This is a genomic window from Sphingobium lactosutens DS20 (assembly GCF_000445105.1).
Taxonomy (GTDB): Bacteria; Pseudomonadota; Alphaproteobacteria; order Sphingomonadales; family Sphingomonadaceae; genus Sphingobium; species Sphingobium lactosutens.
Map to the genome: position 1 here is coordinate 50559 of NZ_ATDP01000091.1, position 25612 is coordinate 76170.

17 protein-coding genes are annotated in these 25612 nt (G+C 63.0%); 8 read left to right on the forward strand and 9 right to left on the reverse strand.

Translation table 11 applies throughout. The annotated features are described in order from the left end of the window. Window positions 1-3: 3 nt before the first annotated feature. From RLDS_RS0128275 to RLDS_RS41490, 4 genes are all read right to left on the reverse strand, one after another. A complete protein-coding gene (locus RLDS_RS0128275; protein WP_031298245.1) occupies window positions 4-3324 on the reverse strand; it encodes a glycosyltransferase in 3321 nt (1106 codons plus the stop codon). Window positions 3325-3768: 444 nt separating this feature from the next. After that, on the reverse strand, window positions 3769-8046 hold the full coding sequence (locus RLDS_RS54570) for a glycoside hydrolase family 99-like domain-containing protein (RefSeq protein WP_021226322.1): 4278 nt from the start codon (window positions 8044-8046) through the stop codon (window positions 3769-3771). A 57-nt stretch (window positions 8047-8103) separates the two neighbouring features. Continuing rightward, on the reverse strand, window positions 8104-8718 hold the full coding sequence (locus RLDS_RS41485; protein ID WP_021226323.1) for a hypothetical protein: 615 nt from the start codon (window positions 8716-8718) through the stop codon (window positions 8104-8106). A 144-nt stretch (window positions 8719-8862) separates the two neighbouring features. Beyond that, entirely contained in the window at window positions 8863-12282 is a 3420-nt protein-coding gene (locus RLDS_RS41490) for a sulfotransferase family protein (RefSeq protein WP_021226324.1), read from the reverse strand. A 334-nt stretch (window positions 12283-12616) separates the two neighbouring features. Here RLDS_RS41490 and rfbA point away from each other — a divergent pair, with 334 nt between their 5' ends. Genes rfbA through rfbD form a run of 3 tightly spaced genes read left to right on the forward strand, consistent with a single transcriptional unit; the run spans window position 12617 to window position 14897 of the window. After that, on the forward strand, window positions 12617-13501 hold the full coding sequence (gene rfbA / locus RLDS_RS41495; RefSeq protein ID WP_021226325.1) for a glucose-1-phosphate thymidylyltransferase RfbA: 885 nt from the start codon (window positions 12617-12619) through the stop codon (window positions 13499-13501). Further along, entirely contained in the window at window positions 13498-14043 is a 546-nt protein-coding gene (gene rfbC, locus RLDS_RS41500) for a dTDP-4-dehydrorhamnose 3,5-epimerase (protein ID WP_021226326.1), read from the forward strand. The genes rfbA and rfbC overlap by 4 nt, the downstream gene beginning before the upstream one ends. Continuing rightward, the gene (gene rfbD / locus RLDS_RS41505) at window positions 14040-14897 is read left to right on the forward strand and encodes a dTDP-4-dehydrorhamnose reductase (RefSeq protein WP_021226327.1); all 858 of its coding nucleotides are present in this window, start codon (window positions 14040-14042) and stop codon (window positions 14895-14897) included. The genes rfbC and rfbD overlap by 4 nt, the downstream gene beginning before the upstream one ends. Here the strand turns inward: rfbD and RLDS_RS41510 are convergent. From RLDS_RS41510 to RLDS_RS41525, 4 genes are read right to left on the reverse strand one after another with little or no spacing between them, the layout of a single operon-like run. After that, window positions 14881-16092, reverse strand: a complete 1212-nt coding sequence (locus RLDS_RS41510) for a glycosyltransferase family 4 protein (RefSeq protein ID WP_021226328.1) — start codon at window positions 16090-16092, stop codon at window positions 14881-14883. The genes rfbD and RLDS_RS41510 overlap by 17 nt on opposite strands. Next, a complete protein-coding gene (locus tag RLDS_RS41515; protein ID WP_009822221.1) occupies window positions 16089-16745 on the reverse strand; it encodes an ABC transporter ATP-binding protein in 657 nt (218 codons plus the stop codon). Before RLDS_RS41515 ends, RLDS_RS41510 begins: the two co-directional genes overlap by 4 nt. Continuing rightward, window positions 16742-17551, reverse strand: a complete 810-nt coding sequence (locus RLDS_RS41520; protein ID WP_021226329.1) for an ABC transporter permease — start codon at window positions 17549-17551, stop codon at window positions 16742-16744. The genes RLDS_RS41515 and RLDS_RS41520 overlap by 4 nt, the downstream gene beginning before the upstream one ends. Next, window positions 17551-18555 (reverse strand): hypothetical protein, encoded by a 1005-nt coding sequence (locus RLDS_RS41525; RefSeq protein WP_236616858.1) that lies wholly within the window; start codon window positions 18553-18555, stop codon window positions 17551-17553. The genes RLDS_RS41520 and RLDS_RS41525 overlap by 1 nt, the downstream gene beginning before the upstream one ends. Before the next feature lie 275 nt (window positions 18556-18830). Between RLDS_RS41525 and RLDS_RS41530 the strand changes: the two genes are divergently transcribed. The 4 genes from RLDS_RS41530 to RLDS_RS41545 all read left to right on the forward strand — a co-directional run bounded on the left by RLDS_RS41530 (window position 18831) and on the right by RLDS_RS41545 (window position 23373). Then, window positions 18831-20144, forward strand: coding sequence for a UDP-glucose dehydrogenase family protein (locus RLDS_RS41530; protein WP_021226331.1), 1314 nt, complete (start codon window positions 18831-18833; stop codon window positions 20142-20144). 16 nt (window positions 20145-20160) lie between these two features. Continuing rightward, window positions 20161-21195: a GDP-mannose 4,6-dehydratase gene (gene gmd / locus RLDS_RS41535; RefSeq protein WP_021226332.1), complete on the forward strand. Its 1035-nt coding sequence runs from the start codon at window positions 20161-20163 to the stop codon at window positions 21193-21195. Between the two features lie 12 nt (window positions 21196-21207). Continuing rightward, window positions 21208-22107 (forward strand): NAD-dependent epimerase/dehydratase family protein, encoded by a 900-nt coding sequence (locus tag RLDS_RS41540; RefSeq protein ID WP_021226333.1) that lies wholly within the window; start codon window positions 21208-21210, stop codon window positions 22105-22107. Window positions 22108-22200: 93 nt separating this feature from the next. Continuing rightward, window positions 22201-23373 carry a polysaccharide biosynthesis/export family protein gene (locus tag RLDS_RS41545; protein ID WP_021226334.1) on the forward strand — a complete coding sequence of 391 codons (1173 nt, stop codon included), beginning with the start codon at window positions 22201-22203 and terminating at the stop codon, window positions 23371-23373. A gap of 59 nt (window positions 23374-23432) precedes the next feature. On the opposite strand, the gene RLDS_RS41550 is transcribed toward RLDS_RS41545, so the two are convergent. Next, on the reverse strand, window positions 23433-24533 hold the full coding sequence (locus tag RLDS_RS41550) for a mannose-1-phosphate guanylyltransferase/mannose-6-phosphate isomerase (protein WP_330217102.1): 1101 nt from the start codon (window positions 24531-24533) through the stop codon (window positions 23433-23435). Between the two features lie 281 nt (window positions 24534-24814). Between RLDS_RS41550 and RLDS_RS41555 the strand changes: the two genes are divergently transcribed. Continuing rightward, window positions 24815-25606 (forward strand): sulfite exporter TauE/SafE family protein, encoded by a 792-nt coding sequence (locus RLDS_RS41555; RefSeq protein WP_021226337.1) that lies wholly within the window; start codon window positions 24815-24817, stop codon window positions 25604-25606. The last annotated feature ends 6 nt before the right edge of the window (window positions 25607-25612 follow it).

Below are 25612 nucleotides of genomic sequence, written 5' to 3' on the forward strand. Positions count from 1 at the left end.
GGGCTAGTCAGTGCCTACCCCGTCCGCCTTCGCCTCGATCCGCGCCCGCCAGCAGGCGATGCCTTCGGTTTCCAGTTCTGGACGATCAATCATATATTCCGCAACCATAAATCCGTCGCGGGTGTAAAAATCGACGTCGTCGCCGGGGAAGGCCTCGCCCCAGCGGGCGGTGTAGCTGTAGCGGTTGTGGATGATGAAGCGGCCCCTGCCCTTGGTACGGCCTTCATGATGGATGACGGTGGAGCCGGCGGCATATTCGAAGACATGACGGCCATGGCCCAGGCGATAGCACAGGTCGATATCTTCCTGCCCATTGATGAAGATCGGGTCGAACCCGCCGACCGCGGCGAAATCCACAGCGCGCATCGCGAAACAGGCTCCCGTGATCGCGCGGAAACGGCGATTGTCGGCGACCAGCGGTGAATTAGCGTCCTCATCGACATAAATGGGGTAGCCGAGCGGCGTCTTGCCCGAGAAGACCACGCCGACACACTGCACCTTGCCATCGGGGTAGAGCAGCTTGGGCTGGCTGCCCATGACTTGCGGGTCGGCGAGCGGCGCCAGCAGCGGCTCCAGCCAGCCGGGCTGCACTTCGGTGTCGTTGTTGAGGAAGATGATGCGTCCGCCCTGCGACGCGGCAAAGCCGACATTATTGCCGAGCGAGAAGTTCAGATTGTCGAAATTGTGGATGACGCTGATGCGCCCGTCCCGCTCCGCCCATTGATCGAGCAGGCCTGACGTTTCCTCATCGCTGCCGTTGTTGACCATGATGATCTCGACCTTGGCGCGGCCGCACTGGCGCACCAGCGCATTGAGGCATTTGTTGGTCAGCGAATATTGATTGTAGACGCACACGATGATCGACACGAGGTCGGGATCGCGCTGGGGCGCGTTGCTGCGCAGGCTGTGCCAGTCGATCATCGTCTGGTTGAGCGACAGGAAGCGGCGCTCCGGCCCGACGCGATACACGCTGGCGTTCACAGGCTCGCCCACCGGCGCGTCGCGCCAGGCCGGACGGGTGGCGACGGCATCCTCCTCATAGGCCCTGGCGGCGAGCGCGCGCAGCTGCTTCATCTTGCCCGATCCAAACGCCGCCTTCACCTTGCGCGCATAATCGGGATGGCGTTGATGGACGATTTCCATCGCCGTCTTGATGAGGCCATCCTTTTCCGCGCCGAAACTGGCGGTGCGCTGGTGGAAGACATAGGCGTGGGGCGAAATGAAATTCTTCCACCCCGCCTTGATCGTGCGCATGCAAAAGTCGTTTTCCTCGCCATAACCGCGCGGAAACGCCTCTTCATCGAACAGGCCGATATGATCCATCAGGTCGCGGCGGATATACATGCAAAAACCGTTGCCGGTCGGCACGTCGATGGGGTCGGACTCCTGCGTAAAGCTGATGATCCGGTGCGCCCATTCGTCATGCGACAGGCCTTCGGGCCGGGGATTGACGATATTGGGCGTGGGGAAGGAAAAGCTGCCCGAATTGTCCCCCATGGCGGTGACAGTGCCAGCCTTGGGCGTGCCCAGCGCCACCTTGCGCATGCCCTCGATCCAGCCGTCATGGACGATGGTGTCGCTGTTGAGCAGCAATATGTCGTCATCCCCGGCCCAGGCGATGCCGCGATTGATGGTGCGGGTATAACCCATATTCTGCGGGTTCACGAGCAGGTTGAAACCGGGGTTGAGCGCGAAACGCTCCAGCAGGGGCTGCACCCGCTCGTCGCTGCTGCCATCGTTGATCATCAGCACCCGGTGGCGGGTAAGGTCGGTGCGAGTCAGCACCGATTGCAGGCAACGCTCGACCGCTTCGGGCGCGTTATAGACGGGCACGATGATGGTCAGGCGGCGGGTTTCGTCGATGCGCAGCGGAACCGGCTCGTGCAGCATGACGGAAAGCGCATGGCGCAGATTGTTGCGCAGCACGACGGGCGCGAACTGGCGCAGAATCTTTTCGCGGCCAGCCTCCCCCATGGTCGCGATGCGATCAGGGTCCTGGCAGAGCGTTGCCACCCGCGCGACGACGGCGTCGACATCCTTGTGGTCCACCAGGAACCCGGTCTGGTTGTCGTCGATCAGTTCGGGCACCGCGCCCCAGCGATAGGCGATGACCGGCCGGCGCGCTGCCTGCGCTTCGGCGACGGTGCAGCCGAAGGATTCGGCGAAATGCGACAGAGCGAGCACCACGTTAAGCTGCGCCATCGCCTCGGCCGGCGTGTCGGCATAGCCGGCAAATTCCAGATTGCCCGGCAGGCCGGCGGCCTTGAGCTCGGCGACATAGTCGTTTTCCGGGCCGATGACGCGGAAGAAGGCGTTGGGCGCCACCGCTTCCGCGCGGCGCGCGACCTCGACGAAATCGGCGATGCCCTTTTTGGGGATGTTCGAACTGACGATGCCGAAGACGATCCGGTCCTGCACGACATTGGCCATGTCGAGCGCGTCGACCTTCGCCACATTGGGCGCGTGGAAGCTGCGCTTGCTGCGCTCGAACAGCTTTTGCGTGGCGGCGGAATTGGCGATCACATAGTCGGTCTGGTGCAGGATGCGGTCGATGATGCCCTTCGCATCCATGCCCATGCGGTTGCACAGATGTTCGTCATGGTCGATCAGCTCGCGGGCATGGATCGCCGTCACTCGCCCCGTCCGACGCGCGGCGATCAGCGGATCGACCAGCACGATCGTATTGCAATAGACCAGGCTGATATTGCACTGTTCGATGATGTGCGTGAAATCCTCGATCGAGGTTTCGTCCGGCCCGCGATTCTTGGTCCACTGGCCATAGGGAAAGGCGAACAGGCCGCAGGACTTGGACCGCAGCAATTCGATATAGTCGGGATTGCCTTCCTTGGGCACGGCGACATAGATGTTGAGGCGCAACTGGCCCAGCGCATCAAGCATGTCGATGAAGCTGCGTTCGCCACCGAACATATGCGCGTTGACTTCATGCGCGCACAGCAGGACCGAGGGCGCGTCGGCAATGACGGCAACATCGCCCTGCTTCCAGGACGCCGGGTCAAGCGCGCGACGCCGGGGGCCAAGCCGGCGGTTTTCGCGATGCCCGTTCTTCACATAATGGAGCAGCGGGTTCATCCCCGCCGCGCCCACATCCGGGTTCATTTCCAGATAGCCGCTGGTGCTGAACTCGCTCGACGGATCGCGCCGGAGCAGCGACCCCAGCCACAGATAATGCGCCGCGGCATCCACGCCCAGGATCTGGACGTCGGGGTAGGTGCGCAGATACCAATCCTCATTGAACAAGGGAGACTGCTTGATCAGCGCCACATGCTCAGCCGGAGCGGCTTCCGCCGGGATCAATTTATGCACGTTGCCCCTCAATTCATACAAGATTGCGATCGTCTGCGTCGCCCGCAGCGACGGCGCCCTTCATCCCCAAGGCCCGTTCAAATTCATTGCTTATGAATTTCGTATTCGGGAATAATGTGTCCTCGCAGGTGCAGCAAAGCAAGCGAAAAGCAATTCTTAACCATGTTTAGTGGGCCGAACGGTTCGGAAAGCGCGGCAGGACAGCGGATATATGCTGGCCTGACATGGCCTTTACCGGCAAAAAATCTAGCAGGTGCAACATGATAGGCAGGAGTCGTCGAAACCCCGGCGCCTGCCTAAATGGAAAGGGGTCAGGCCTCGGATCATGCGTGAAGAACGCGATCACGGGCGATCCCGGCAAAGGCATGCCGAGTCGCCGAAAACGTAGCGTCAGAAGGCATGCATTGCGCAAAGGGGACCAGCCTTAAGCTAGTCCCCCTTTCCTCATTTCGTCACGCGGGTGGTCGCCTGGCGGAGGGCGGTCATGTCCGGTCCGGAAAAGGCAGCCTTCACGAGGTGGGCATAGTCGGGATAGCGTTTCATCACGACATCGACGCCTTCCTTGACCAGCTTGTCCTTCTCGCCCTTGAAGCTGGCGGTGCGGATATGGAAGACGAAGGCCCAGGGCGAAATGAGATTGACCCAGCCCGCCTTCATCGCCCGCATGCAAAAGTCATTTTCCTCGCCATAGCCGCGCGGAAAACCATCTTCATCGAACGTGCCGCATGCGTCCATCATCGCACGGCGGATATACATGCAGAAGCCCGAACCGGTCGGCACTTCGGGCGCCGGGCAGTCGACCGCGGCCTGCACCATCATCAGCGCATATTCCTCATGCGTCAGATGATCGGGCTTGTCGCATTTCTGGTTGTGACGCGGGAAGGAGAAGGCGCCGGCATTATCGCCCATGGCCGTTACCGTGCCGACATTGGCGCGGCTATAGGCCGTGGCGCGCAGCCCCTCCAGCCAGCGCGGCGTGACGACCGTGTCGCTGTTGAGCAGCACGACATCGCGCCCGGCGGCCTGACCGATGCCAAGGTTGATCGTCTTTGTATATCCCAGATTGCGGGGCGACCGCATGATGGTGAGGCCCGGCGTCCCGGCAAAACTGTCGAGCACAGGTCCAACCGCTGGATCCGGGCTGCCATCGTCGATGACGAGCAGCTGGTTGTCCTTCAAATTGGTGTGCTTGATGACGGAGGCGATGCAGGCCCGCACTTCCTCCGGCGCGTTGTAGACAGGGATGACGATCGTGCAGGGCAAGGCAGCGCCGATGATCTGGGCGGCAGGCTCCATCGGGCTGGCCGAACCGACATCGGCGTCGGGGGTCATCGGCCGGCCCGTGATCCGGCCATAGGCCTGGCCCACATGATCGCGCAGACGCTGCTGCGAGAAATTCTGGCGGATGAAGGTAGCGCCCTTCTCCCCCATCGTGCCGATCTTGGCGTCATTTTCGCACAGGTCGACCACCGCATCGACCACCGCGCCGACATTCTTGAACGGCACCAGATAGCCGGTTTCGCCATGCTGGACCAGTTCAGGCAGCGCCCCCCAGCGATAGGCGATGACGGGCCGGTTGGCCGCCATGGCTTCGGCGACGGTGCGGCCGAAGGATTCGGCGAAGGTCGACAGGTTCAGAAGGACATTGAGTTCCGACATGGCGGACCGCGCGCTGTCCTTGTAGCCAGCGAAGATCAGATTGTCGGGGCGCTCGCCCTTCGCAACTTCGTCCATCCATGCCTCGATCTGCGGCGTGCGCGGGCCGATGATGACGAATTTGGCGCGGCTGGTGCGGGCGGCCGACAGGCGGGCGACCTCGACGAAATCGGCGATCCCCTTCTTGGGAATGTTCGAACTGACGATGCCGAACTTGATCGTGTTGCCGAACAGGTTGCGCATCTCGAAATCCTCGACCGTGACCGCATTGGGCACGTAGAGGGTCCGGTCGTCCCGCGCGAACAGCTCGCAGGTGGCGCGCGAATTGCCGATCAACCAATCGGTGCGGTCCAGCACCGTGCTGATGATCTCCCCGGTGGTGAGCGCCATGCGCTCCTGAAGGCCATTGTCGAGCGAGATGAGTTCCCGAACATGGCTGAGCGCCGTGCGGCCCATCCGCCGCGCTGCCGCGATCGGTTCCAGCAGGACGATGGTGTTGGCGTGGACGATATCGACGGCATGGCGCGCGATGATGTCGGCGAAGTCCAGCATCAGCCACGCATAATTGTCGCGATTGTCCATCCACTGCGGATAGCGGAAGGCGTAGGCGCCCGCGCACAGCTTCTGGATTGCCTCGATATAGGCGCGATTATTGTCGCTGGGCAGCGTCATGATGACATTGACCGGCATCGTCGCAAGCGCTTCGAGCACGTCGAGCAGACTGCGTTCGCCGCCGAACAATTGATGCCCGGAAATATGGGCGCACAGCAGGATCGTCGGCTTGGTAGGGTCTACCTCCCTGTAACCGCGATACCAGACCGGGCCGCGCGGCATGGTGCCGTCCGGCGCCAGCGGGCTGCCCAGATGCGCGAGCCGGCCTTCCTGCTTGGGGGCGGCGGCAATGCCGGCGGGCAGCGTCACCGCCTTCATGCCCGGCGTGGCGTCGACTGCGGAGCGGAATGCGGCGAGGTTCGTCCGGCCCCAGCGCTGGTCGGGCTCCAGATAGGTGCCCTCCGCCCATTCATTCCAGGCGTTGATGAACATCAGCGTTTCAGGCGCGCCATTGTGGCGGCTTTCCTGATCCAATATGCCCTTGATCCAGCGGCGGAACCCCTGCGGCGTTGCGCCGTGGAAGACACGCGCATCGGTCAGGCGGCGCGCCATATTGTCCCAGCCCAGCATCGCGCCGCGATGCACGGGCCATTCATAGCCATCGGCATAGCGTTCGACATCGCCGTCGACGACCGCGCCATAGTCGAAAATCTCGCCGCCAAAATCCTTGTGCAGGTCGTGCACCTTGGCACGCAAATCGACCCGCGCGCCTTCATGCGGCGGGAACAGGACATAGCTGTCGATCCCGTGATCGTGCGGTTGCCCCGCCAGCGATTCAAGGCCGAAGCGCACGGCGCACAGGTGAATTTCGCCAAGCCCGGCCTTGCGGCATTCCTCGCGCCAGATGCGCGCGGTTTCGAGCCAGTTGGGAATGATCGAGATGCGATAGACGAGCAGGACGGGCTTGCCGCAATGCCGGATCCAGCGCGGATCCTTCATCATCGGGATCATTTCGTGAATGAAGGCGATATTGCTTTCGAGCGAATAATCCTGCTGCATCAGGACGTGGCGGTTCTGCCCATCCCAGTTGCGCGACCAGTTTTCGTTCGCCCAGCACACGCAAAAGCCGGTGTCGATACGCGATGACCTGGCGAATTGCTCGATCGGCTGGTTGAGCAGCTTCTTGCCGTTGAACCAGTAATAATAGAAGCAGAAGCCATGAATGCCGAATTCGCTCGCCAGTTCGGCCTGTCGCACCTGCGTTTCTTCCAGCCGCAAGTCATAATAACCCAGATCCGCAGGCACGCGGGGCTGATAATGGTGACGAAATAGCTGCTTGCCGCGCACGACATTCTGCCATTCGGTAAAGCCCTTGCCCCACCATTTGTCATTTTCGGGGATGGGGTGAAATTGCGGCAGGTAGAAGGCCACGGCTTTAAGGGGACGATCAGGCGTAGAAGGCTGCGCCGGGGGCCGGGCGGCGGTGCGAACATCCATGCCGCCTTCGCGTGCCATAGCAGACAAAAGTCCCAGCACCGTATCGCGGCCGGGGAATTTCGTATAGTCGCCAGCGCCGGCCAGTTCCGCAGCCCGCACCGCCACAGCAAGAGGCCGACCAAGCAGAGGCTTGAGCCAGATGGCCGGGCCATCGACCAGTTGCAACGGGTCTTGGCCCAAGGTCAGCCCCAGGCGCGGCAATGCCGTATTGAGGGCATCGACCAACCTCTTGCGCCCCGCGTCCTGGCGGTCGAGCACGGAGGCACGAACGCCAGAAAGCCCCCATTGCGCATCGCCGACGAAGGCGGATTGAAGCGCGAGCGCCTGCTCAATGGAATCGCCCGAACCATCCTGCGGCGATATCCATAGGATATCTGCATAGCCATCCAGTGCGCCCGACCCGGCCACTCGCGAAAAGCCGCGCGCATTGCCCGCCTCATCCGCTTCACCCAACAGGGTCAAGGAGGCGATATTATCCGGCAGGGCCTCAGTCCCGAGCCGATCCATCGCCCCCATCAGGAACAGGTCGAGCGCGCCAAGGCGGGAAAGCATCTTCCCGATTTTCGCACCGTCATCCTTGAGCGCGAGGTTGAGGACGACAGCGAGCGGGGCATTGGGTTCCAACCCGCGCAGTCCGAACGCATCGGTCGCATGGCGGATATCGCATGTTCCTTCGACCGCCCCAGGCGCCGGCTGATGCGCTTTTGCGACGGATTCGACCAGTTTCACCGGGGACTTGCGCGCCGGCAACGGCTCGCGTCCTTCCGCCTCGCCATAGCGGATATAATGGAGCAACGGGTCCATGCCCGCCGCCACGACATCGGGATTGACCTCGACATAATGACGTGTGTCGAACCGGGGGCCAGGATCGCGCTGAAGCAGAAGGCCGAAGCGCACGAAATGCTGAATGGGGGTGACGTCTACCAGCCGCGCGTCGGGAAAGGTCTTCACATACCAGTCCGCGTCGAACAGCCCGGATTGTTCGACTTCGCGCGCAAGATCATCAAAAGTCAGCATTGTCAGCCTTTGCAAAAAACCGGAAGCGCCCGAAGGCGCGCGTAGAGGGCAAGAGGTTCAGCGCGGCTTTTCCTGCAGCGCGGCCGCGCAACGGCGCAGATCCTCCATCGTGCGATTGACCGAGCGCCCTTCGCGCAGGCCGTGGGTGACGAAATGCTCGGCCGCGTTGACGCCCGCTTCGGACACGTCCGGGTTCTGGTTGAGATACCATGTGGCGTCGAACAGGCTATGCTCGTCCAGCAACGCGCATTTACGCTGCAAACGCACATTGGCTGGCAGATATTTGGGCGCCGCCTGACGCAACAGGGCGCCGAGCAGGCGCGTGACCAAAAGATGAACCTTGTCCGCTTGCGCCACCAGTTCCTGAACGCGCATTTCGCGATCCTGCGCGTGCTTGAGCGCAGACATCAACGTCGCATTTTCCTTAAATCGCGCGGCCAGAGCGGCCTCATGCTCGCGCACCGCCGCTGCCTGCTGATCTTTGGCGGCAAGCAATTCGGCCTTCAGCTTCTGAAGGGCGCCGTCGGCCCGCTTGGCCTGAGCCTCTGCGGCCTGCCGCGCCGCCGTTTCATCCGCCAGCTGTGCGCGCAGGAACCGTAATTCCGCAGCGGACTGATCGTCCGCCGTCGCAGCGGCGCCGACCGCATTCCCCTGGCTTTCCAAATCCACCACCGCTCCGCTTCCTTTGTTCAAAACTGCCTTCCGCCAAGCTCAGTCATGCCGGTTCCCGCCTTTGAACCAAGCGCCGCAGAATGATGCCGCGACTATGGCAACGACCCAGCCGATGCAAGCCTCGGCCCGGTGCGCCTGGCCGCATCAGCGCTTTGCCGACGACTGCGCCAACTCCCGCAGCGCAGCCATTTTCGCGTTGGGCGAACGACCTTCGGCCAGGCCGTGACGAATGAAGTGCAAGGCAGGGTCAAGCGGTGACACGGCAACGTCGGGATAAGCCGATACATACCAGTCGGCATCGAAACCGCCATGTTCGACGATCAGGCGGCGCTGCTGCTGCTCGGTCTTCTTCCGAGTCAATTTGGGGAATGGCAAGACCGCCTGGGCCAGCATCGTTTCCAGCGACGACAACAGGCGATGATAGAGATCGATATTATTTTGCTGTGTCGTCAAAACCGTCGCGCGAAGAATTTCCCTCTTGCGCGTCATATCCTGAAGATCGGCTTCGACGCCCTTCAAATCGTACGCGTGGGCCTTACGCAGATTTTCTATTTCGGCAGCTTGTTGTTCCATGTCGCCTTGCAGGCGCGCAAGTTCTTCAGACCGCAGACGCTCCTGTTCCTGCGTATGCGCAAGCCGTTGACGATGATCGCGAAGCGCTGTTTCATGATTATCAAGCACCTCACGCGACTTGCGCAACTGGTCTTCCCGCTCCCTCAGAACATTCTGAAACCGCTCTTCCTGGGCTTTGACTGTTCGCGCAGCGTCGGCTTTGCTTTCCTCCAGTTGCGCCATCAGATGTTGCACCGACTGGCGCGCACGATCCAGATGTTGGGCTTGTTCGCTACGCGCCCTATCAAGTTGAGCCGCTTGCTGCGCCATTTCGTCCCGCAGACGGGTTAGCTCCTCGACCTGTTCCCGACCCTGCTCCTGCGCATCATCCAGCCGCTGCCGGTGCTCACCAAGCGCGATGTCCCGCTCGGCGAGGGATTGTTCCAGATCGCGCACCTGCTCCTGCGCCTGACGGAGCCGCTTCTGCTCCTCGTCGCGCATGCGCGTCTGTTCGGCCAGGTCCGCCCGAAGCTGCTCGATCGCACCATCCCGTTCGGCGAGATTGGTTTCCGCATCGCCATGCCGTTGGCGCATTTCACTCAGCATCTGCCGGGTTTGCGCCAGTTCCAGTTCGCGATGATTGACCGACGTCTGAAGCTGGATGGTTTCCGCCGTGCGCTCGCGCAAATTCTGTTCGAGCGTCGTGATGGATCGGTTCGCCCGTTCCATGGCGACGCCATGCCGCTCGCGCTCCGCCTCATGGCGGTCGTTTGCGGCGCGCAACTGCGCGTCGCGCTCGTCCAAGGACTGGTTCGCCTCCACCAGGGCCTGACGCGCCTGCGCAAGCCCCATTTCGCTCAACGCAAATTGCTCGGTCAATGTCGCGATTTCGCTGAACCGGGCCTTGAGCGCCTCTTCGGCGGCCGCCTTGGCCCGCTCCAGATCGCGCAGCTTGGCCTGGGCCTGCGCTAAGGATTGTTCAAGCTCGGCGCGTGCTTTCGCATCAGCACCCTGCTGCTCGTGCCAGTCGTTGCGGGCATTGAGCAGAGCCTCGGCCGCCTGTTCGGTTTCCAGCTGGCGCTGGCGCAGAGCGCTCTGCGTCTGCGCCAGTTCATCCTGAAGCCGCGAAAGCTCTTCCTCGTGCGTGGCGCGCTCCTGCGCCAGCTGCCCGGATAATTGCTCGGCGCGCTCTTCCCACTGTTTGGCAAGCGCCTCGGTCTGGGCGCCCTTCACCTGATGGTCGGACGATGCCTGTTCCGCCTCCTCCAGCTTGCGCAAGGCATCGGACAGCGACTGCGCGCTTTCTTCCTGCCGCGCGGCGGCTTGGCGCTCTGCCTCCTCGGCCCGACGCTTGGCCTCCTCAAGGGCGGCGGCGCTTTCTTCCTGCCGCGCAGCCGCTGCTCGCTCCGCCTCCTCGGCCCGGCGCTTCGCCTCCTCAATGGCGGCGGCGCTCTCGTCCCGTTGCGTGGCGGCCTGTCGCTCGGCTTCCTCCGCGCGACGCTGCGCCTCTTCTATCGCGGCGGCGCTTTCTTCCGCCTTCTGCCGCGCAGTCGCAGCCTGTTGCTGCGCCTCCTTCACTGCCGCCAGCGCGCTGGACAGGTCGCCCTCCAGCTTGGCCCGCATTTCCCGAAGCGTATCGCGCTCTTTTTGCGTCGCCAGGTGCCGCGCCTCCAGCGCCTCCTTGGCGCGCTGGATGGCGTCGGCCTGCTCCTGCGCCTTCACCGCGCGCGCCTCGACCTCCGACTGCGCCGCCTTGAGCTCCTCGACCTGCTTGCGCGATCCGCCAGCCTGCTGCTCCAGCAACCGGCCGCGCTCGCGCAGGCTGTCGCGTTCCTTGCGCGCCTCTGCCAGCTGTTGTTCAGCGCTTGCCCGCCCCGTTTCCAGCGCGGAAAGGCGATCCTGCGTCGACGACAGGCTGCGTTCCAGCTCCGCCTTGCCGGCGCGCAGGACGTCAAGCTCGGCCTGTGCAGCGGCCGCAGCGCTCTCCAGCTCGGCCTGCCGGGCGCCCGCCTTGTCGCGCTCCTGCTGCAACTGCGCGATCTTGGCGTGCCGGTCCTCATTATCCTTGGCGATCGTGCCAAAGGCGTGACTGGCCGCGACAAATTGGCTGCGCACATCGTCCAGCGCCGCGCGCCCCTCCGGGCTCTCGCCGTCGGCGGCAAAGCCCATCAGCGTTTCATAGGTGCGAGAAATCCAGTCGGACGCATAGCTGAGCGACCGGAGCACACGGGCATTATCACGATGGTGCCGCATGTCGGCCGAGAGGAACTGCGCGATTTCGCGGCGTGCCTTGACCGAATTGCGCGGCCAGATCAGGCCCAGATCGTCCTGCGTCCGCTCGATGAGGCCGGCCGTATCCTCCAGCAAATCGTCAAACGTCGTGAAGATGCGGCGCAGGCCCCGCGTTCCACGCTCGCCATCCAGCGTATAGCGCAGCCAAAGCAGCACGCCCTTGGACATCAGGAAATTGTTGCGCCGCTCCAGCGACCGCGCGACTTCGACGGGATTGCGCAGCGGATGGATGGCGACCTGATCGACGCCCAGTTCATCAAAAATCGACCGCCAGAAGGGCATCAGGATCGACAGCCGCGGATCCTTGAAAATGAAGAGCGGCGAGTCGCCGAACTCGCTGCCCACCAATTCCATCGCGCGGTCGCGAAAGCGCTGTACCGCCGACGATTTGAACCAGTCCGGGTTGAATTCCAGCCATTCGGACCATTCGCCGCCGCCCGATACGAGCATTTCCTCATTAAGGTCCTTGATCGGCTTCGATTCCCAATAGCCGGTCGAATTCCATTGGTCAGCGCCGATCAGGCGCGGCGGCATGTCACCGCCCAAGAGGTTGAGAGCGCGCGACAGAGCGCTCGTCCCGGACCGGTGCGATGCGACGATCAGGACGGCGGTGCGCTTGGCCGATGAAGACGCAGCGGCCGAAGCCTCCGTCTTCTGTGCCTGACCTGATTTCGCCCCGCCCGAAGCCTGCGTTTTTCCCGTCGACACCTTATCGTCCACCCTTGACCGCCCCTCAGACTGAATGGCCGCACCTTCTGACGCCATGGTCGCGCGTGTCAATCATAAAGCCCCGCCCTGTCCCGCATTGCAACATTCGCAGCGTCTCGCAGCATTGGACAACGCGGCTGTCGCCAAAAGCGAAATGCCATAGCTTTGCCGCACCGCAATGCAGCAAAGCGCAGCCAGAGCGCGACCCGTCCGGGCTTGACCTTCACAGCGCTTTGCCTGCCCCGACCACCCCAAATCCATCACCGGCCACTTTTCGCGCCGCAACATCGCCTTGCAATCGATAGCCGCCAACCCTAAACCGCGACGGTCTTTGAGGGAGCTTGATGTGCGCAAGGGAATTATATTGGCCGGCGGATCCGGCACAAGACTCTATCCGCTGACCAAGGGCGTCTCGAAACAATTGATGCCCGTCTATGACAAGCCGATGATCTATTATCCGCTGTCGACCCTGATGCTGTCGGGCATTCGCGACGTCCTGATCATCACTACGCCCCATGATGCCGCGGCCTTCCAGGCGCTTCTGGGCGACGGCAGCGAATGGGGCATGTCCCTGTCCTATGCCGTGCAGCCCGAACCCAAGGGGCTGGCCCAGGCCTATCATATCGGCGCGGATTTCGTGGGCAGCAATCCCTCCACGCTCGTGCTGGGCGACAACATCTTTTACGGCCACGGCCTGGTCGACCTGTTGCGCAACGCCGGGTCGCGCGACAATGGTGCCACCGTCTTTGGCTATTATGTCAGCGATCCCAAGGCCTATGGCGTCGTGTCCTTCGATGCGCAGGGGCGTGCCGAAACCATCGAGGAAAAGCCCGAACAGCCCAAGTCCAACTATGCGGTCACGGGCCTCTATTTCTATGACGGGCGCGCGGTCGACATGGCGCGCGATCTGCAACCCTCCCCGCGTGGCGAACTGGAGATCACCGATCTTAATCGCCTCTATCTGGAAGAAGGGTCTTTGTCGGTCGAGATCATGGGCCGCGGCTACGCCTGGCTCGACACCGGCACGCATGGATCGCTGCTCGACGCCGCGCTCTATGTGCGCGTGACGGAGGACCGCCAAGGCCTCAAAATCTGCTGTCCCGAGGAAATCGCCTGGCGGCAGGGCTTCATCGACGATGCCCAGCTTGAAAAGGTCGCCGCCCCGCTGCGCAAGAGCGGTTATGGCGACTATCTTATGGGCCTGCTGGGCGGCAAGGGAGCGATTGCGTGAACATCATCGAAACCGCCATTTCCGGCCCCGTCATCATCGAACCACGCGTGTTTGGCGACGAACGCGGCTTCTTTTACGAAAGCTACAATGCCGGCGCGTTCAAGGCGGCCGGGCTGGATCTGAATTTCGTTCAGGACAATCACAGCAAGTCGGCCAAGGGCGTGCTGCGCGGCCTGCATTTCCAGAACCCCAATCCTCAGGGCAAGCTGGTCCGCGTGACCGCCGGCCGCGTCTGGGACGTCGCCGTCGACATTCGCCGGTCCAGCCCGCATTTCGGCAAATGGGTCGGGGTCGAACTGTCCGCCGCTAACAAGCGGATGTTCTGGGTGCCCGAAGGCTTTGCCCATGGCTTCATCGCCCTGGAGGACGGCACCGAATTTCTCTACAAATGCACCGCCACCTATGACCCGTCCGCCGAACATTCGCTGATGTGGAACGACCCGGCGGTCGGCATTGAATGGCCGCTCGAAGGGCTGAAGCCGCAATTGTCGGGCAAGGACGCGCAGGGCAAGGCGCTGAGCGAGATCGAGGCGTTCGCATGAAGGCGCTGATCACAGGGGCCAAGGGGCAACTTGGCCGGGGATTGCAGGCGACCGCGCCGGCGGGCGCGACATTGATCTGCGTCGATGTCGATGAACTCGACATCACAGACAGCGACGCGGTCAATGCTTTCGTGGCGCGGGAAAAGCCGGACCTGATCCTCAACGCCGCCGCCTATACCGCCGTCGACAAGGCGGAGGCGGACGAAGACGCCGCGATGGCGATCAACGGAACGGCAACCGGAACGCTGGCGGATGCCGCCCGGTCCGTGGGCGCGCGGTTCGTCCATGTGTCGACCGACTTCGTGTTCGACGGGCGCGCGGGCATCCCCTATGCGCCCGACGCGCCGACCGCGCCGCTCAGCGCCTATGGACGCACCAAGCTGGCGGGCGAGCAGCTGGCCGGCCCGGATGCGCTGATCGTGCGCACGGCCTGGGTCTATGCGCCGACCGGCGGCAATTTCGTGCGCACCATGCTGCGCCTGATGGCGGAGCGGCCCGAAGTGCGGGTCGTCGCCGACCAGATCGGCACGCCGACCTATGCCCCCGGCCTTGCATCCGCGCTCTGGACCATGGCCGGCAACGACGTGTCGGGCATTCACCATTATACCGACAGCGGCGCGGCCAGCTGGTATGATTTTGCGGTAGCGATCCAGGAAGAAGGATTGGCGACTGGCCTGCTGACCCAGGAAGCGCAGATCGTGCCGATCCCGACCAGCGCCTATCCGACGCCGGCCGTGCGTCCGCATTATTCGGTTCTGGACAAGGCATCGACCTTTGAAGCGCTGGGCGGCCCGACGCCGCATTGGCGCGCCAATCTGCGCGTCATGATGAAGGCGATCAAGACGAACGGCTGACCGGCCGTTCGTCGACCAGCTTCAGCGCGCGGAGCAAGGCCCGCGCGCTGTCGTCCCACCCCGCACCGGCATAAGGGTCCGGGTCCGGCGCCTTGAGCAGCTCGACCAGTCGATCCGCGAGCGCAGCAGGCGTCTCGTCCTGGAAAAAATAGAGGCCCGGTCGCTCCAGTTCGCGAAAGACATGCAGGTCCCGGGCCAACACCTTGCGACCCTGACGCAGCGCCTCGGCGACCGGCAAGCCATAGCCCTCGCCCCGCGAAGGAACGGCAACCAGCGACGCCCGCATATAGAGCGCGGTCAAAAGCTCATCGCTCGCATTATCGAGCCACAGGAAGCGCGGCTCGCGCTGCGCCAGCGCGCGCATATGCGCCTGCAAGGCTTCGGTCCGCCAACCCGGGCGACCGACGACAACGAGATAGGGTGCGGTCGGGTCGGTCCGCCACAGATGCTCCATCGCCGCGATCAAGCTATCATGGCCCTTGCGCGGCTCAATGGTCCCGACCGCCAGCACCATGTCCTGACCCTGCAATCGGTCCAGCGCCGCGGTGCCCTTCGCATCGATACCCGTGGTCGGGCTGGAATGCTCGATCGCGCCGCTGAGCGGCATGACATGCACCTCTATCCGCTCACGCACCGGCGCGGGCGCAGCTTGCAGCATGTCGTTCAGATCGCGCGCCACTTGCCCGGAAATACAGATGGCGCGATCGGCATAGCGCATCAGCAGCTTGATCCAGCCGCGAAAATTGCGCGCCGTACTGTCGGGAAACCAGTCCGGCCTTTGCAGCGGCAACAGGTCATAGACGATCAGGTTGATGGACGCCCCCGCCCGGCACCACCGGGCAATTTGTCGCCGGTGCCGGATCAACCTGTGCGCTGCAAGGTCAAGACCCAGAAACAGGTCCCCCGCCCCCGCCCACACCAAGGGCGCGGACCGTGCAGGCAACGAAAAAACCTGTGTGCCCGGATCAAAATGCGCGACCGCATATCCGCGCCGCGCCGTCGCCGCGACAGGCACCAAGTCGACATCCGATATGTCCGCCTCGATCAGACGCTGCCAGAGCGCGCGAACCACCCGCTGAATGCCGGTGCCCGCATCATGCTGCGCGATGGTGGAGACATCGATGAGGAGGCGGCGTTGCGTCGGCCTAGAAGCTCCCGGCTTCTGCCAGGAGCCTAACCATTTCAGCCAACTCATCCGGTAGCGTTGGCCTGGTAGAAGGCGAAGGCTTCGTCCATGTCGTCAAATTCGGTCAATGTGCTGCGCGCCAGGACGGCGGCGCGGTCGCAACGATCACGCACGAAATTGTCGTTGTGCGACACGATGATCATCGCGCGGTCCTTCCGCTTGACGAACAGTTCGTTGTAGCATTTTTCCTGAAAACGCTTGTCGCCCACCGCCACGATCTCGTCGATCAGGAAGCAATCGAAGTCGACCGCGAGGGAAATGCCAAAACCCAGTCGCGCCCGCATACCGGCGGAATAGGTCTTGATCGGTTCCTTCAGATAACGGCCAAGCTCAGCAAACTCCTCCACTGCCTGTTCGGCCTCTTCTGGATCCTTGTTATAAACACGGCAAATGAACTTGAGATTATCCAGACCCGTCAGCGAATGCTGAAATGCGCCGGAAAAGGCGAGCGGCCAGGATATCGACATGTCGCCCACGATCCGACCGCCAGTGGGTTGTTCGATACCGCCTATCAACCGAATGAGAGTGGACTTCCCGGCGCCGTTGCGACCCAGAATGCCGATTTTTTCGCCACGATTGATCGTGAAGCCCACATCCTTGAAGACCCAATGCCGGCCCGTACGCGTGCGATACGCCTTGCTGATATTTTCCAGACGGATCATGCGGGCACCAGATTGCGGCCTGCGCGGCGGATTTCGACCAGACCGAGCAAGGTTAAGACCAGATTGATTGTCGCCATATAACCCAGGTCGTAATGCGCAACAAATTCGGACCCGAAAAATCCGTCACGCACGCACTCGACGCCATGAACCATCGGCAGCAACAGCACCCATTCGCGGAACTCGGGCGGAAGCGAGTCCACCAGCCAGGCCGATCCGGACAAAGGGAATAAGAGATATTGCATCGGGTGCCAGAATTTATCGACCAGTTCGGATCGGTGCGACAACGCGCCAACGAACATGCCGAGCGCGCTGCCCCACCAGGCCAGCATCAACCATCCGCCGACGACTTTAAGGGGGTCCTCCGGCAAACTGAGCCAACCAATCGCCGCAAAAATGATGGTCAACACCAGGAAGGATGTCGCGACGCTGACCCCTTCCAACAACAGGCGCGAAGCGAAGATGTCGAAAATCTTCACATTGCGGTGATACATCAGCGACAAATTAGGCTCGATGGAATCCACCAGCCGCGATGGCATGTTTCGCCAGACCAGCACGCTGGAATAGCCGGTCACCGCAAATGCGGCGATTGTCAGGCTGGACCCATGAACGGCCTTCAGCGCGCTCCAGATCAGAGTCACGCCGACCGTGAAGATCATCGGTTCGACGAACAGCCACAAAAAGCCGATATTGTGACGGCCAAAGCGCGTGATGACCTCACGCAGGATGAGCGCATGGATGACCCGCCGCTGAATCGCGAAGGAGTGCGCGAAGCTGGTGCGCGGCACCTCCGGACCATTCTCGTCCATCAGTCCTTATGTTCCTTGATACCGCTGACCAGCATCGACAGCACCGCCCAAACGACCATGCCAACGGCGAATACGCCCAGAATGGCGCGCATGCGATGCGGTTCGGTTGGATAATCCGGGATATTGGGTTCGACGATGCGCTCGACATAGGCGCGCTTGCGACGGGCCTCGTTCCGCGCATCCTGCAACGACGTGATCGCCGCCGCCAACACCTTGTCCGCCAGCTGGCTTTCAAGTTGCAGCCGCTGATATTGCGCCGCGGTGGCGGCCAAGGATTTCTGGTTGCCGGCCACCAGACCGACCTGCTGGTCGATTTCGCGGCTCAGCTCGCGCACGCGGGTCTGCAAAATCGGAATTTGCGGATTCTGCGGGGTGAAGGCGCGCAGCTGGACCAGCTGCGTCTTGGTCGAGATCATTTCGTCCTGGAGCTTGGAAATCATCTGCAACTGGACGTTCGCCTGCTGTTCGGGATCGACCACTCCTTCCTGATTCCGATATTGGGAGAGCGCGAGCGCGGCCTTGCGCGCGACCGCCTTGGCCTCCTCCAACTCCTTCGACGCATAGGCGATCAGGTCGGCGCGGGAACGCTGGTTCAGATCATTGACCAGCGTTTCGGCCTGGGCGAGCAACCGGCGATTGATTTCATATGCGTCCTTGGGGGCAAAGGCGCGCACTTTCAGCGTCGTGATCGATGCGCCCGCATCATAGGCGACTTCGATCTTCTTGGTGTAGAAGTTGAACAGCCGATCGCGAGACACGCCCGAGCGCCAAGGGTCGAAACGGTTCAGGACGGAAATGGAATCATTACCATAGGCCCTGGTCACCAGACCGTCGCGATTGAGTTTCGCAAGGGCGTCCCGCGACAGGATATAGTCGCGCGTGGCATAGCCTTCATTGCTGGAATTGCCCCCAGACTTGATTAGCGCGCCCAGGCTGGAGGGTTCGCTCTTCTCCGCATTCTGGACAACAAAATGCGATTCAGAGATATAAAGGTCAGAACTCAAGCCATAATATAAAGCGGCAATCGCCGTAGGAATCAGGACCGAAGCGATAAAGAGAGTCGGTACGCGGCCGACACGATCAGGAATTTTCAGCATTGGCACTCGTCAGCCCATAGTTTGGGCTTGTGTTAGGAGTGGCATCCTTCAAAGTCCAGCATATTGCATCGCGGCACAATAGTGGCGCCCTGGACGTCACGACCTGCCCACTGCATGTTTGTAATCGGCAAAGGGCGTGCTAGGGCGGGCGCTCCTTCCTACAGCAGGGGCTGTCTGGCTTTATGAAAATCACGATGATCGGCACGGGTTATGTTGGCCTTGTGTCGGGGGCCTGTTTTGCGGATTTCGGGCATGACGTGGTGTGCGTCGACAAGGATGCGGGCAAGATCGCGGCGATCGAATCCGGCCGCATGCCGATCTTCGAGCCGGGCCTTGATCAGCTGGTGGGCAATAATGCCGCGGCCGGTCGCCTGACCTTCACCACGGATCTCGCCGCCGGGGTCAAGGGCGCGGACGCGATCTTCATCGCGGTCGGCACGCCCTCGCGCCGGGGCGACGGGCATGCGGACCTTTCCTATGTCTATGCTGCGGCGCGGGAAATCGTCGGCGCGCTCGATGGCCCTGCCGTCATCGTCACCAAGTCGACCGTGCCCGTGGGCACCGGCGACGAGGTCGAGCGGATCGCGCGCGAGCTGCGCCCCGATCTCGACATCCAGTGCGTCTCCAACCCCGAATTCCTGCGCGAAGGCGCGGCAATCGGCGACTTCAAGCGGCCCGACCGCGTGGTCGTGGGCACCACCGGCTCTGAGCGCGCGATCGCGGTGATGAGCCAGATCTACCGGCCGCTCAACTTGAACCAGGCGCCGCTCATGTTCACCGGCCGCCGCACCGCCGAACTCATCAAATATGCCGCCAACGCCTTCCTCGCGACCAAGATCACCTTCATCAACGAGATGGCGGACCTGTGCGAGGCGGTGGGCGCGGAAGTGCAGGACGTGTCGCGCGGCATCGGCCTCGACAATCGCATCGGCGGCAAGTTCCTGCATGCAGGGCCGGGCTATGGCGGCTCCTGCTTCCCCAAGGATACGCTGGCGCTGGTCAAGACCGGCCAGGATCATGACGCGCCGATCCGCATCGTGGAAACGGTGGTGCAGGTCAACGACCTTCGGAAAAGGGCCATGGGCCGCAAGATCGTGAAGGCGCTGGGCGGTGACGCGCGCGGCAAGACAGTCGCGCTGCTGGGCCTTACCTTCAAGCCCAATACCGACGACATGCGCGACGCCCCCAGCCTTGCCATCGTCCAGGCGCTCGAGGATGCCGGCGCGACCATCGTCGCCTATGATCCCGAAGGCATGGAGGTCGCCGCGCCGATGATGCCGTCGGTCACGATGGCGAGCGACGCCTATGAGGCCGCCGACGGCGCCGACGCGCTGGTGCTGGTCACCGAATGGGACATTTTCCGCGCGCTGGACCTGAAGCGCATCGCCGCCTCCATGGCCGGCAAGGCGCTCATCGACCTGCGCAACATCTACCCCCTCGCCGAAGCCCAGGACGCCGGCTTCACCCTGACCCGCGTCGGTGGATCGGGCAGCTGAACCGGCTGACAGGCAGATGAAAAGCGCGATCATCACCGGTATCACCGGCCAGGACGGCGCCTATCTGGCGCAATTGCTGCTGGATAAGGGCTACCGGGTTTTCGGAACGTTCCGCCGGACCAGCTCGGTCAATCTGTGGCGGATCGAGGAACTGGGCATTGCCGATCATCCGCAGTTGCGGCTGGTCGAATATGACCTGACGGACCTGTCCTCCTCCATCCGCCTGTTGCAGCAGTCGGAAGCGCGGGAGGTCTATAATCTCGCCGCGCAGAGCTTCGTCGGCGTATCGTTCGACCAACCGCTGACCACGGCGCAGATCACCGGTATCGGCCCGCTCAACCTGCTGGAAGCCATCCGCATCGTCGATCCCACGATCCGCTTCTATCAAGCGAGCACGTCGGAAATGTTCGGCAAGGTGCAAAGCGTTCCGCAGAATGAGCAGACGCCCTTCTGGCCACGCAGCCCCTATGGCGTGTCGAAACTCTACGCCCATTGGAGCACGGTCAACTACCGCGAAAGCTACGGGATTTTCGGGTGCAGCGGCATCCTGTTCAATCATGAAAGCCCATTGCGTGGGCGCGAGTTCGTCACCCGCAAGATTACCGACACGGTCGCCAAGATCGCGCTTGGCCAGCTTGATTGCCTGATGCTGGGCAATATCGACGCCAAGCGCGACTGGGGCTTTGCCCGCGAATATGTCGAGGGCATGTGGCGGATGATGCAGGCCGATGAGCCGGACACCTATGTGCTGGCGACAGGCCGGACCGAAACGGTGCGCAATTTCGTGCAGCGCGCGTTCCAGGCCATTGGACGGACCATCGTCTTTTCCGGCGAGGGGGAAACCGAAATTGGTGTTGATGCGGACAGCGGCGCGACCCTGATGCGCATCGACCCGCGTTTCTACCGCCCGGCGGAGGTTGACCTGCTGATCGGCGACGCACGCTATGCCAGGGAGAAGCTGGGATGGACGCCGCAGACGTCGCTGGAGACGCTGTGCGACATGATGGTGCAGGCCGACCTGCGCCGTAACGAGGCTGGCGTCAGTTTCTGAACGGAGCCGGACATGACCACCACCCTCATCACCGGCGCGGCGGGCTTTACGGGGCGCTATCTGGCGCGGCGGCTGGCCGACCGGGGCCATCGCGTGGTCGCCCTGCTGCGTGAGCCTGCCGTTCTGGCAGATGTCGGCGTGGCCGAAACCCATATATGCGACCTGTCCGATGCCGCAGGGCTGCGCGCAATATTGCGGCAGGTCCGGCCCGATCATATCGTCCATCTGGCCGCGATCGCCTTCGTCGCGCATGACGATCTGGCTGACATGTATCGCAGCAACATCGTCGGCCTGCGCAACCTGCTCGCCGCTGCGGAAGGCCTTGAAGGCAAGTCCCGATCCGTCCTGGTGGCGAGCAGCGCCAACATCTATGGCAATGGCAGGGCGGGCCGTCTTAGCGAGGACCTGCCCCCCGCTCCCGCCAATGATTATGGCGTGACCAAGGCCGCGGGCGAGATGATCTGCCGCCTGTTCGCCCCCCGCCTGCCGGTCATCGTCACCCGCCCGTTCAATTATACCGGGGTCGGACAATCGCCCAGCTTCCTTATTCCCAAGATTATCGATCATGTCCGTCGCCGTGCGCCCGAGATTGAACTTGGCAATCTGGACGTGGCGCGCGACTTTTCCGACGTGCGCATGGTGGTCGACGCCTATGCCCGGTTGATAGAAGAGCCAGCCGCGATCGGCGGCACATTCAATGTCTGTTCGGGCGAAGCGACCAGTCTTGGTCAGCTTCTGGACAGCATAAGGCGGCTATCGGGCCATGATTTTGAGGTGCGGGTCAATCCGGCCTTCGTCCGCGCCGACGAGGTCAAGAGCCTGTGCGGCGACGCGAGCCGGATCGAATCCGTGATCGGCCCGCTGGCGCGCGTGCCGCTCGATGACACGCTGCAGTGGATGTTGACGGCATGAGGTGACAGGATCGCGGCCGGTCGGTAATGTCCTGCCACCCGGTGCTGGCTGATGTTTGAATTTTTGTGGCCCGTTCGGGCGCTAGGAGACTTGATGACCCGCTTGTCGTATCGCCGTATCGGCGCACGCCTTCCCCGCCTCAGCCTGATGGCGGCGCTGCTGGCGACCGCCGCCTGCACGTCCGTCGGGCCCAGCACGCAGCGCGTTGCAAAAGCGGGCGAAGCCGGCAAGGCGTCCGTTCAGGGCATTCAGGTCATCCGCCTGAACGAACAGATGATCGCCGCGCGGCCAAGGCCCGCGATGCGCGACTTTGCGACCGGGCTGGGGTCTTCGCAGGCGGTCGGGGAAACCGTCGGTCCGGGCGACGTACTGACCGTCAGCATCTGGGAGGCGCCGCCCGCCGTGCTGTTCAGTTCCAACCCGCAAATGAGTTCGGTCGACACAAGCCGGGCGACCGCGCTTCCCGAATTCATCGTCGGCCAGTCCGGCGAGATTTCGGTGCCCTTCGCCGGGATGGTGCCGGTGGCGGGGCGCACGCTGGACGCCATAGAGCGGGACATCACGCAACGTCTGCGCGGCAAGGCGCATCTGCCGCAGGTCGCCGTCCGCCTGTTGCGCAATCAGAGCGCCAATGTGTCGGTCGTCGGCGACGTCAACCAGAGCACCCGCATGCCGCTGACGCCCAAGGGCGAGCGCATTCTGGATGCCATCGCGGCTAGCGGCGGCACCAAGGCTGCGTCGGAAAAAACCGCCATCCAGGTCAGCCGCGACGGGCAGGTCTATATGATGCCGATGTCGGCGGTGATCGGCGACCCCAGCCAGAATGTCGTGCTGCGCTCGGGCGATATCGTGACCGCCCTGTATCAACCCTACAGCTTCACGGCGCTGGGTTCGGCGAGCAAGAGCCAGGAACTGAATTTCGAAGCGACCGGCATCACGCTGGCGCAGGCGATGGGCCGCATCGGCGGCTTGCAGGATGGCCGCGCCGACGCCAAGGGCGTGTTCCTGTTCCGCTGGGAAGACCCCGCGCTGGTGCCTGATCGCGGGGCGGATGTGATGCCCGGTCCCGACGGGCGGATTCCGGTCATCTACCGTGTCGATATGCGCGACCCCGGCACCTATTTCGTGATGCAGAAATTCCTGATTCAGGACAAGGACGTACTGTATATCTCGACCAACCCCGTCGCCGAAGCCCAGCGCGTGTTCAGCCTGTTTGCTTCCACGGTTCTGCCGCTGGTCGCGATCGACAACGCGATTAACCGGTAAGGCAAGGCAAAGGCCGGATTGGCGTCGTGCGCTCTAGCCGTGCGACGCCTCCCTGCCCTTCAGGCCGTCAATCCGGCCGCCTTCATTGCCTCGACCACGCCCCTTACATCCTGCGACCGGTCACGCGGCATCACCAGCACGCCCTGCGCCGTCGACACGACGACGCAATCGCGCAGGCCCAGGGTCGCGACCGGCGGGCCACCATCGACATAGATGAGGTTGCCCGCACCATCGACGGTCACGGCCTCGCCCTTGACCGCATTGCCCTGCGCGTCGCGATCGCGCACCGCCCACAAGGCCGTCCAGGACCCGACGTCCGACCATCCCATGTCGACCGGCACGACGGCGGCATGATCGGTCCGCTCCATCACCGCCACGTCGATCGAGACATTGGGGCTGGCGCAAAAGGCCGCATTGTCCGGCAGGACGAAGCCATCCTGCATCGTCGCGCGCGCCATCGCGTCGACCGCAGCCGCGCGCACGGCGGGCACATGCAAGTCCAGCTCGTCCAGCAGCACGCCGGCGCGAAACAGGAAAATGCCGCCATTCCAATAATGGCGACCACCGGCGAGATAGGTTTCGGCCAGCGCTAGCGGCGGTTTTTCCACAAATTCCGCGACGGCATGGATGCCATTGCCGGCATCGATCACATCGCCCTTGCAGATGTAGCCATAGCCGGTTTCGGGATAATGGGGCTGGATGCCGAACGTCACCAGCCTGCCATCGCGCGCCGCATCGAGCGCGCAGGCAACGGCCGCGCGAAAGGCCGCACTGTCGGCGATGACATGGTCCGACGGCATCACGAGCATCAGCGCCGACGGGTCGCGCGCGGCGATCCACGCGGCGGCGATGGCAATGGCGGGCGCGGTATTGCGGCCTTCGGGTTCCAGCAGGATCGCCGCCGTGTCATAGCCTGCGTCGGCAAGCTGTTGCTGCACCAGCGGCCCATGTGCGCCGCTCGACACGATCAGCGGCCTTTCGAAGCCCGGCAGATCATAGGTCCGCCCGATGGTTTCCTGCAACATTGATCGCTCACCCACAAGCGGCATGAACTGCTTTGGGCAGGCGGTGTGCGAGGCCGGCCACAGGCGCGTGCCCGCGCCCCCGGACAGGATCACCGGATAGATTGTGGTCGAAGAAGAAGAGGAAGAAATGGTCAAAATCCCTGATGGCGGCGCGTGATGATCCGCGGCCCTAGCATGAAAGGCGTAAAGAAATACGCATTGATGCGGCCCTGTCTATGAAGCGGCGGATGGCGATGCAATCCATCGCGATCGGCCACGCTCTTTTTCCTCTTAATGCGGCTAGGGACGCTCCCCAGCCGCGGGACCAATACCGCCACGAACGGGACGATCCGCGAAAAAAGGCTGTTCGCGCCTGCACTGTGCCGATATGTCGAGCCGAGCGGTTCGCCTGGCGGGCCGGCAATCGGGGGATTTGAATGGATTGGTTACACGCGATCGCCGGGCTGTTCGTCGGTGTCATGGTGGGCATGACGGGCGTTGGCGGCGGATCGCTGATGGCGCCGATCCTGATCCTGCTGTTCGGCGTGTCGCCCACCACGGCGGTCGGCACCGACCTGTGGTTCGCGGCGATCACCAAATCCGTCGGCGGCTTCGTCCATCATCATCATGGCGGGGCGGAGGGCCGGCCCGATTATGAAGTCATCAAGCGGCTATGCCTGGGCAGCCTGCCCGCGGCCGTCATCATCCTGATCCTGCTGTCGCAGATCGACGCGCAGCAGATCAAGGGCGGCCTCATCATGAACGCGCTGGGCGTGGTGCTGATCCTTACCGCCATCGCCACGCTGTTTCGCGGGCGGTTTCACCATATGGCGGTGCATGCGCGCAAGGATACCGCGCGCAATTTCCTGCGCTATCAGGCCGGCCTCACCGTGGCGGCCGGCGCGCTGCTGGGCGCGATGGTCACGCTGACGTCGGTTGGCGCAGGCGCGCTGGGCGCGACCTTGTTGCTGGCGCTCTATCCGCTGCGGATGCGGCTGCAAAAGCTGATCGCGACCGACATCGTCCATGCCGTGCCGCTGACGTTGGTGGCGGGCCTGGGGCATTTGTTCATCGGCAATTTCAACCTGTTGCTGCTGCTCAACCTGCTGGCAGGGTCGATCCCCGGCATCATCATCGGGTCGATGCTGGCGTCCAAGGTGCCGGAGAAGGTGTTGCAGCCGCTTCTGGCCTGCGTTCTGGTGGTGGCGGGCTGGCGCCTGCTGGGATAATCCGCG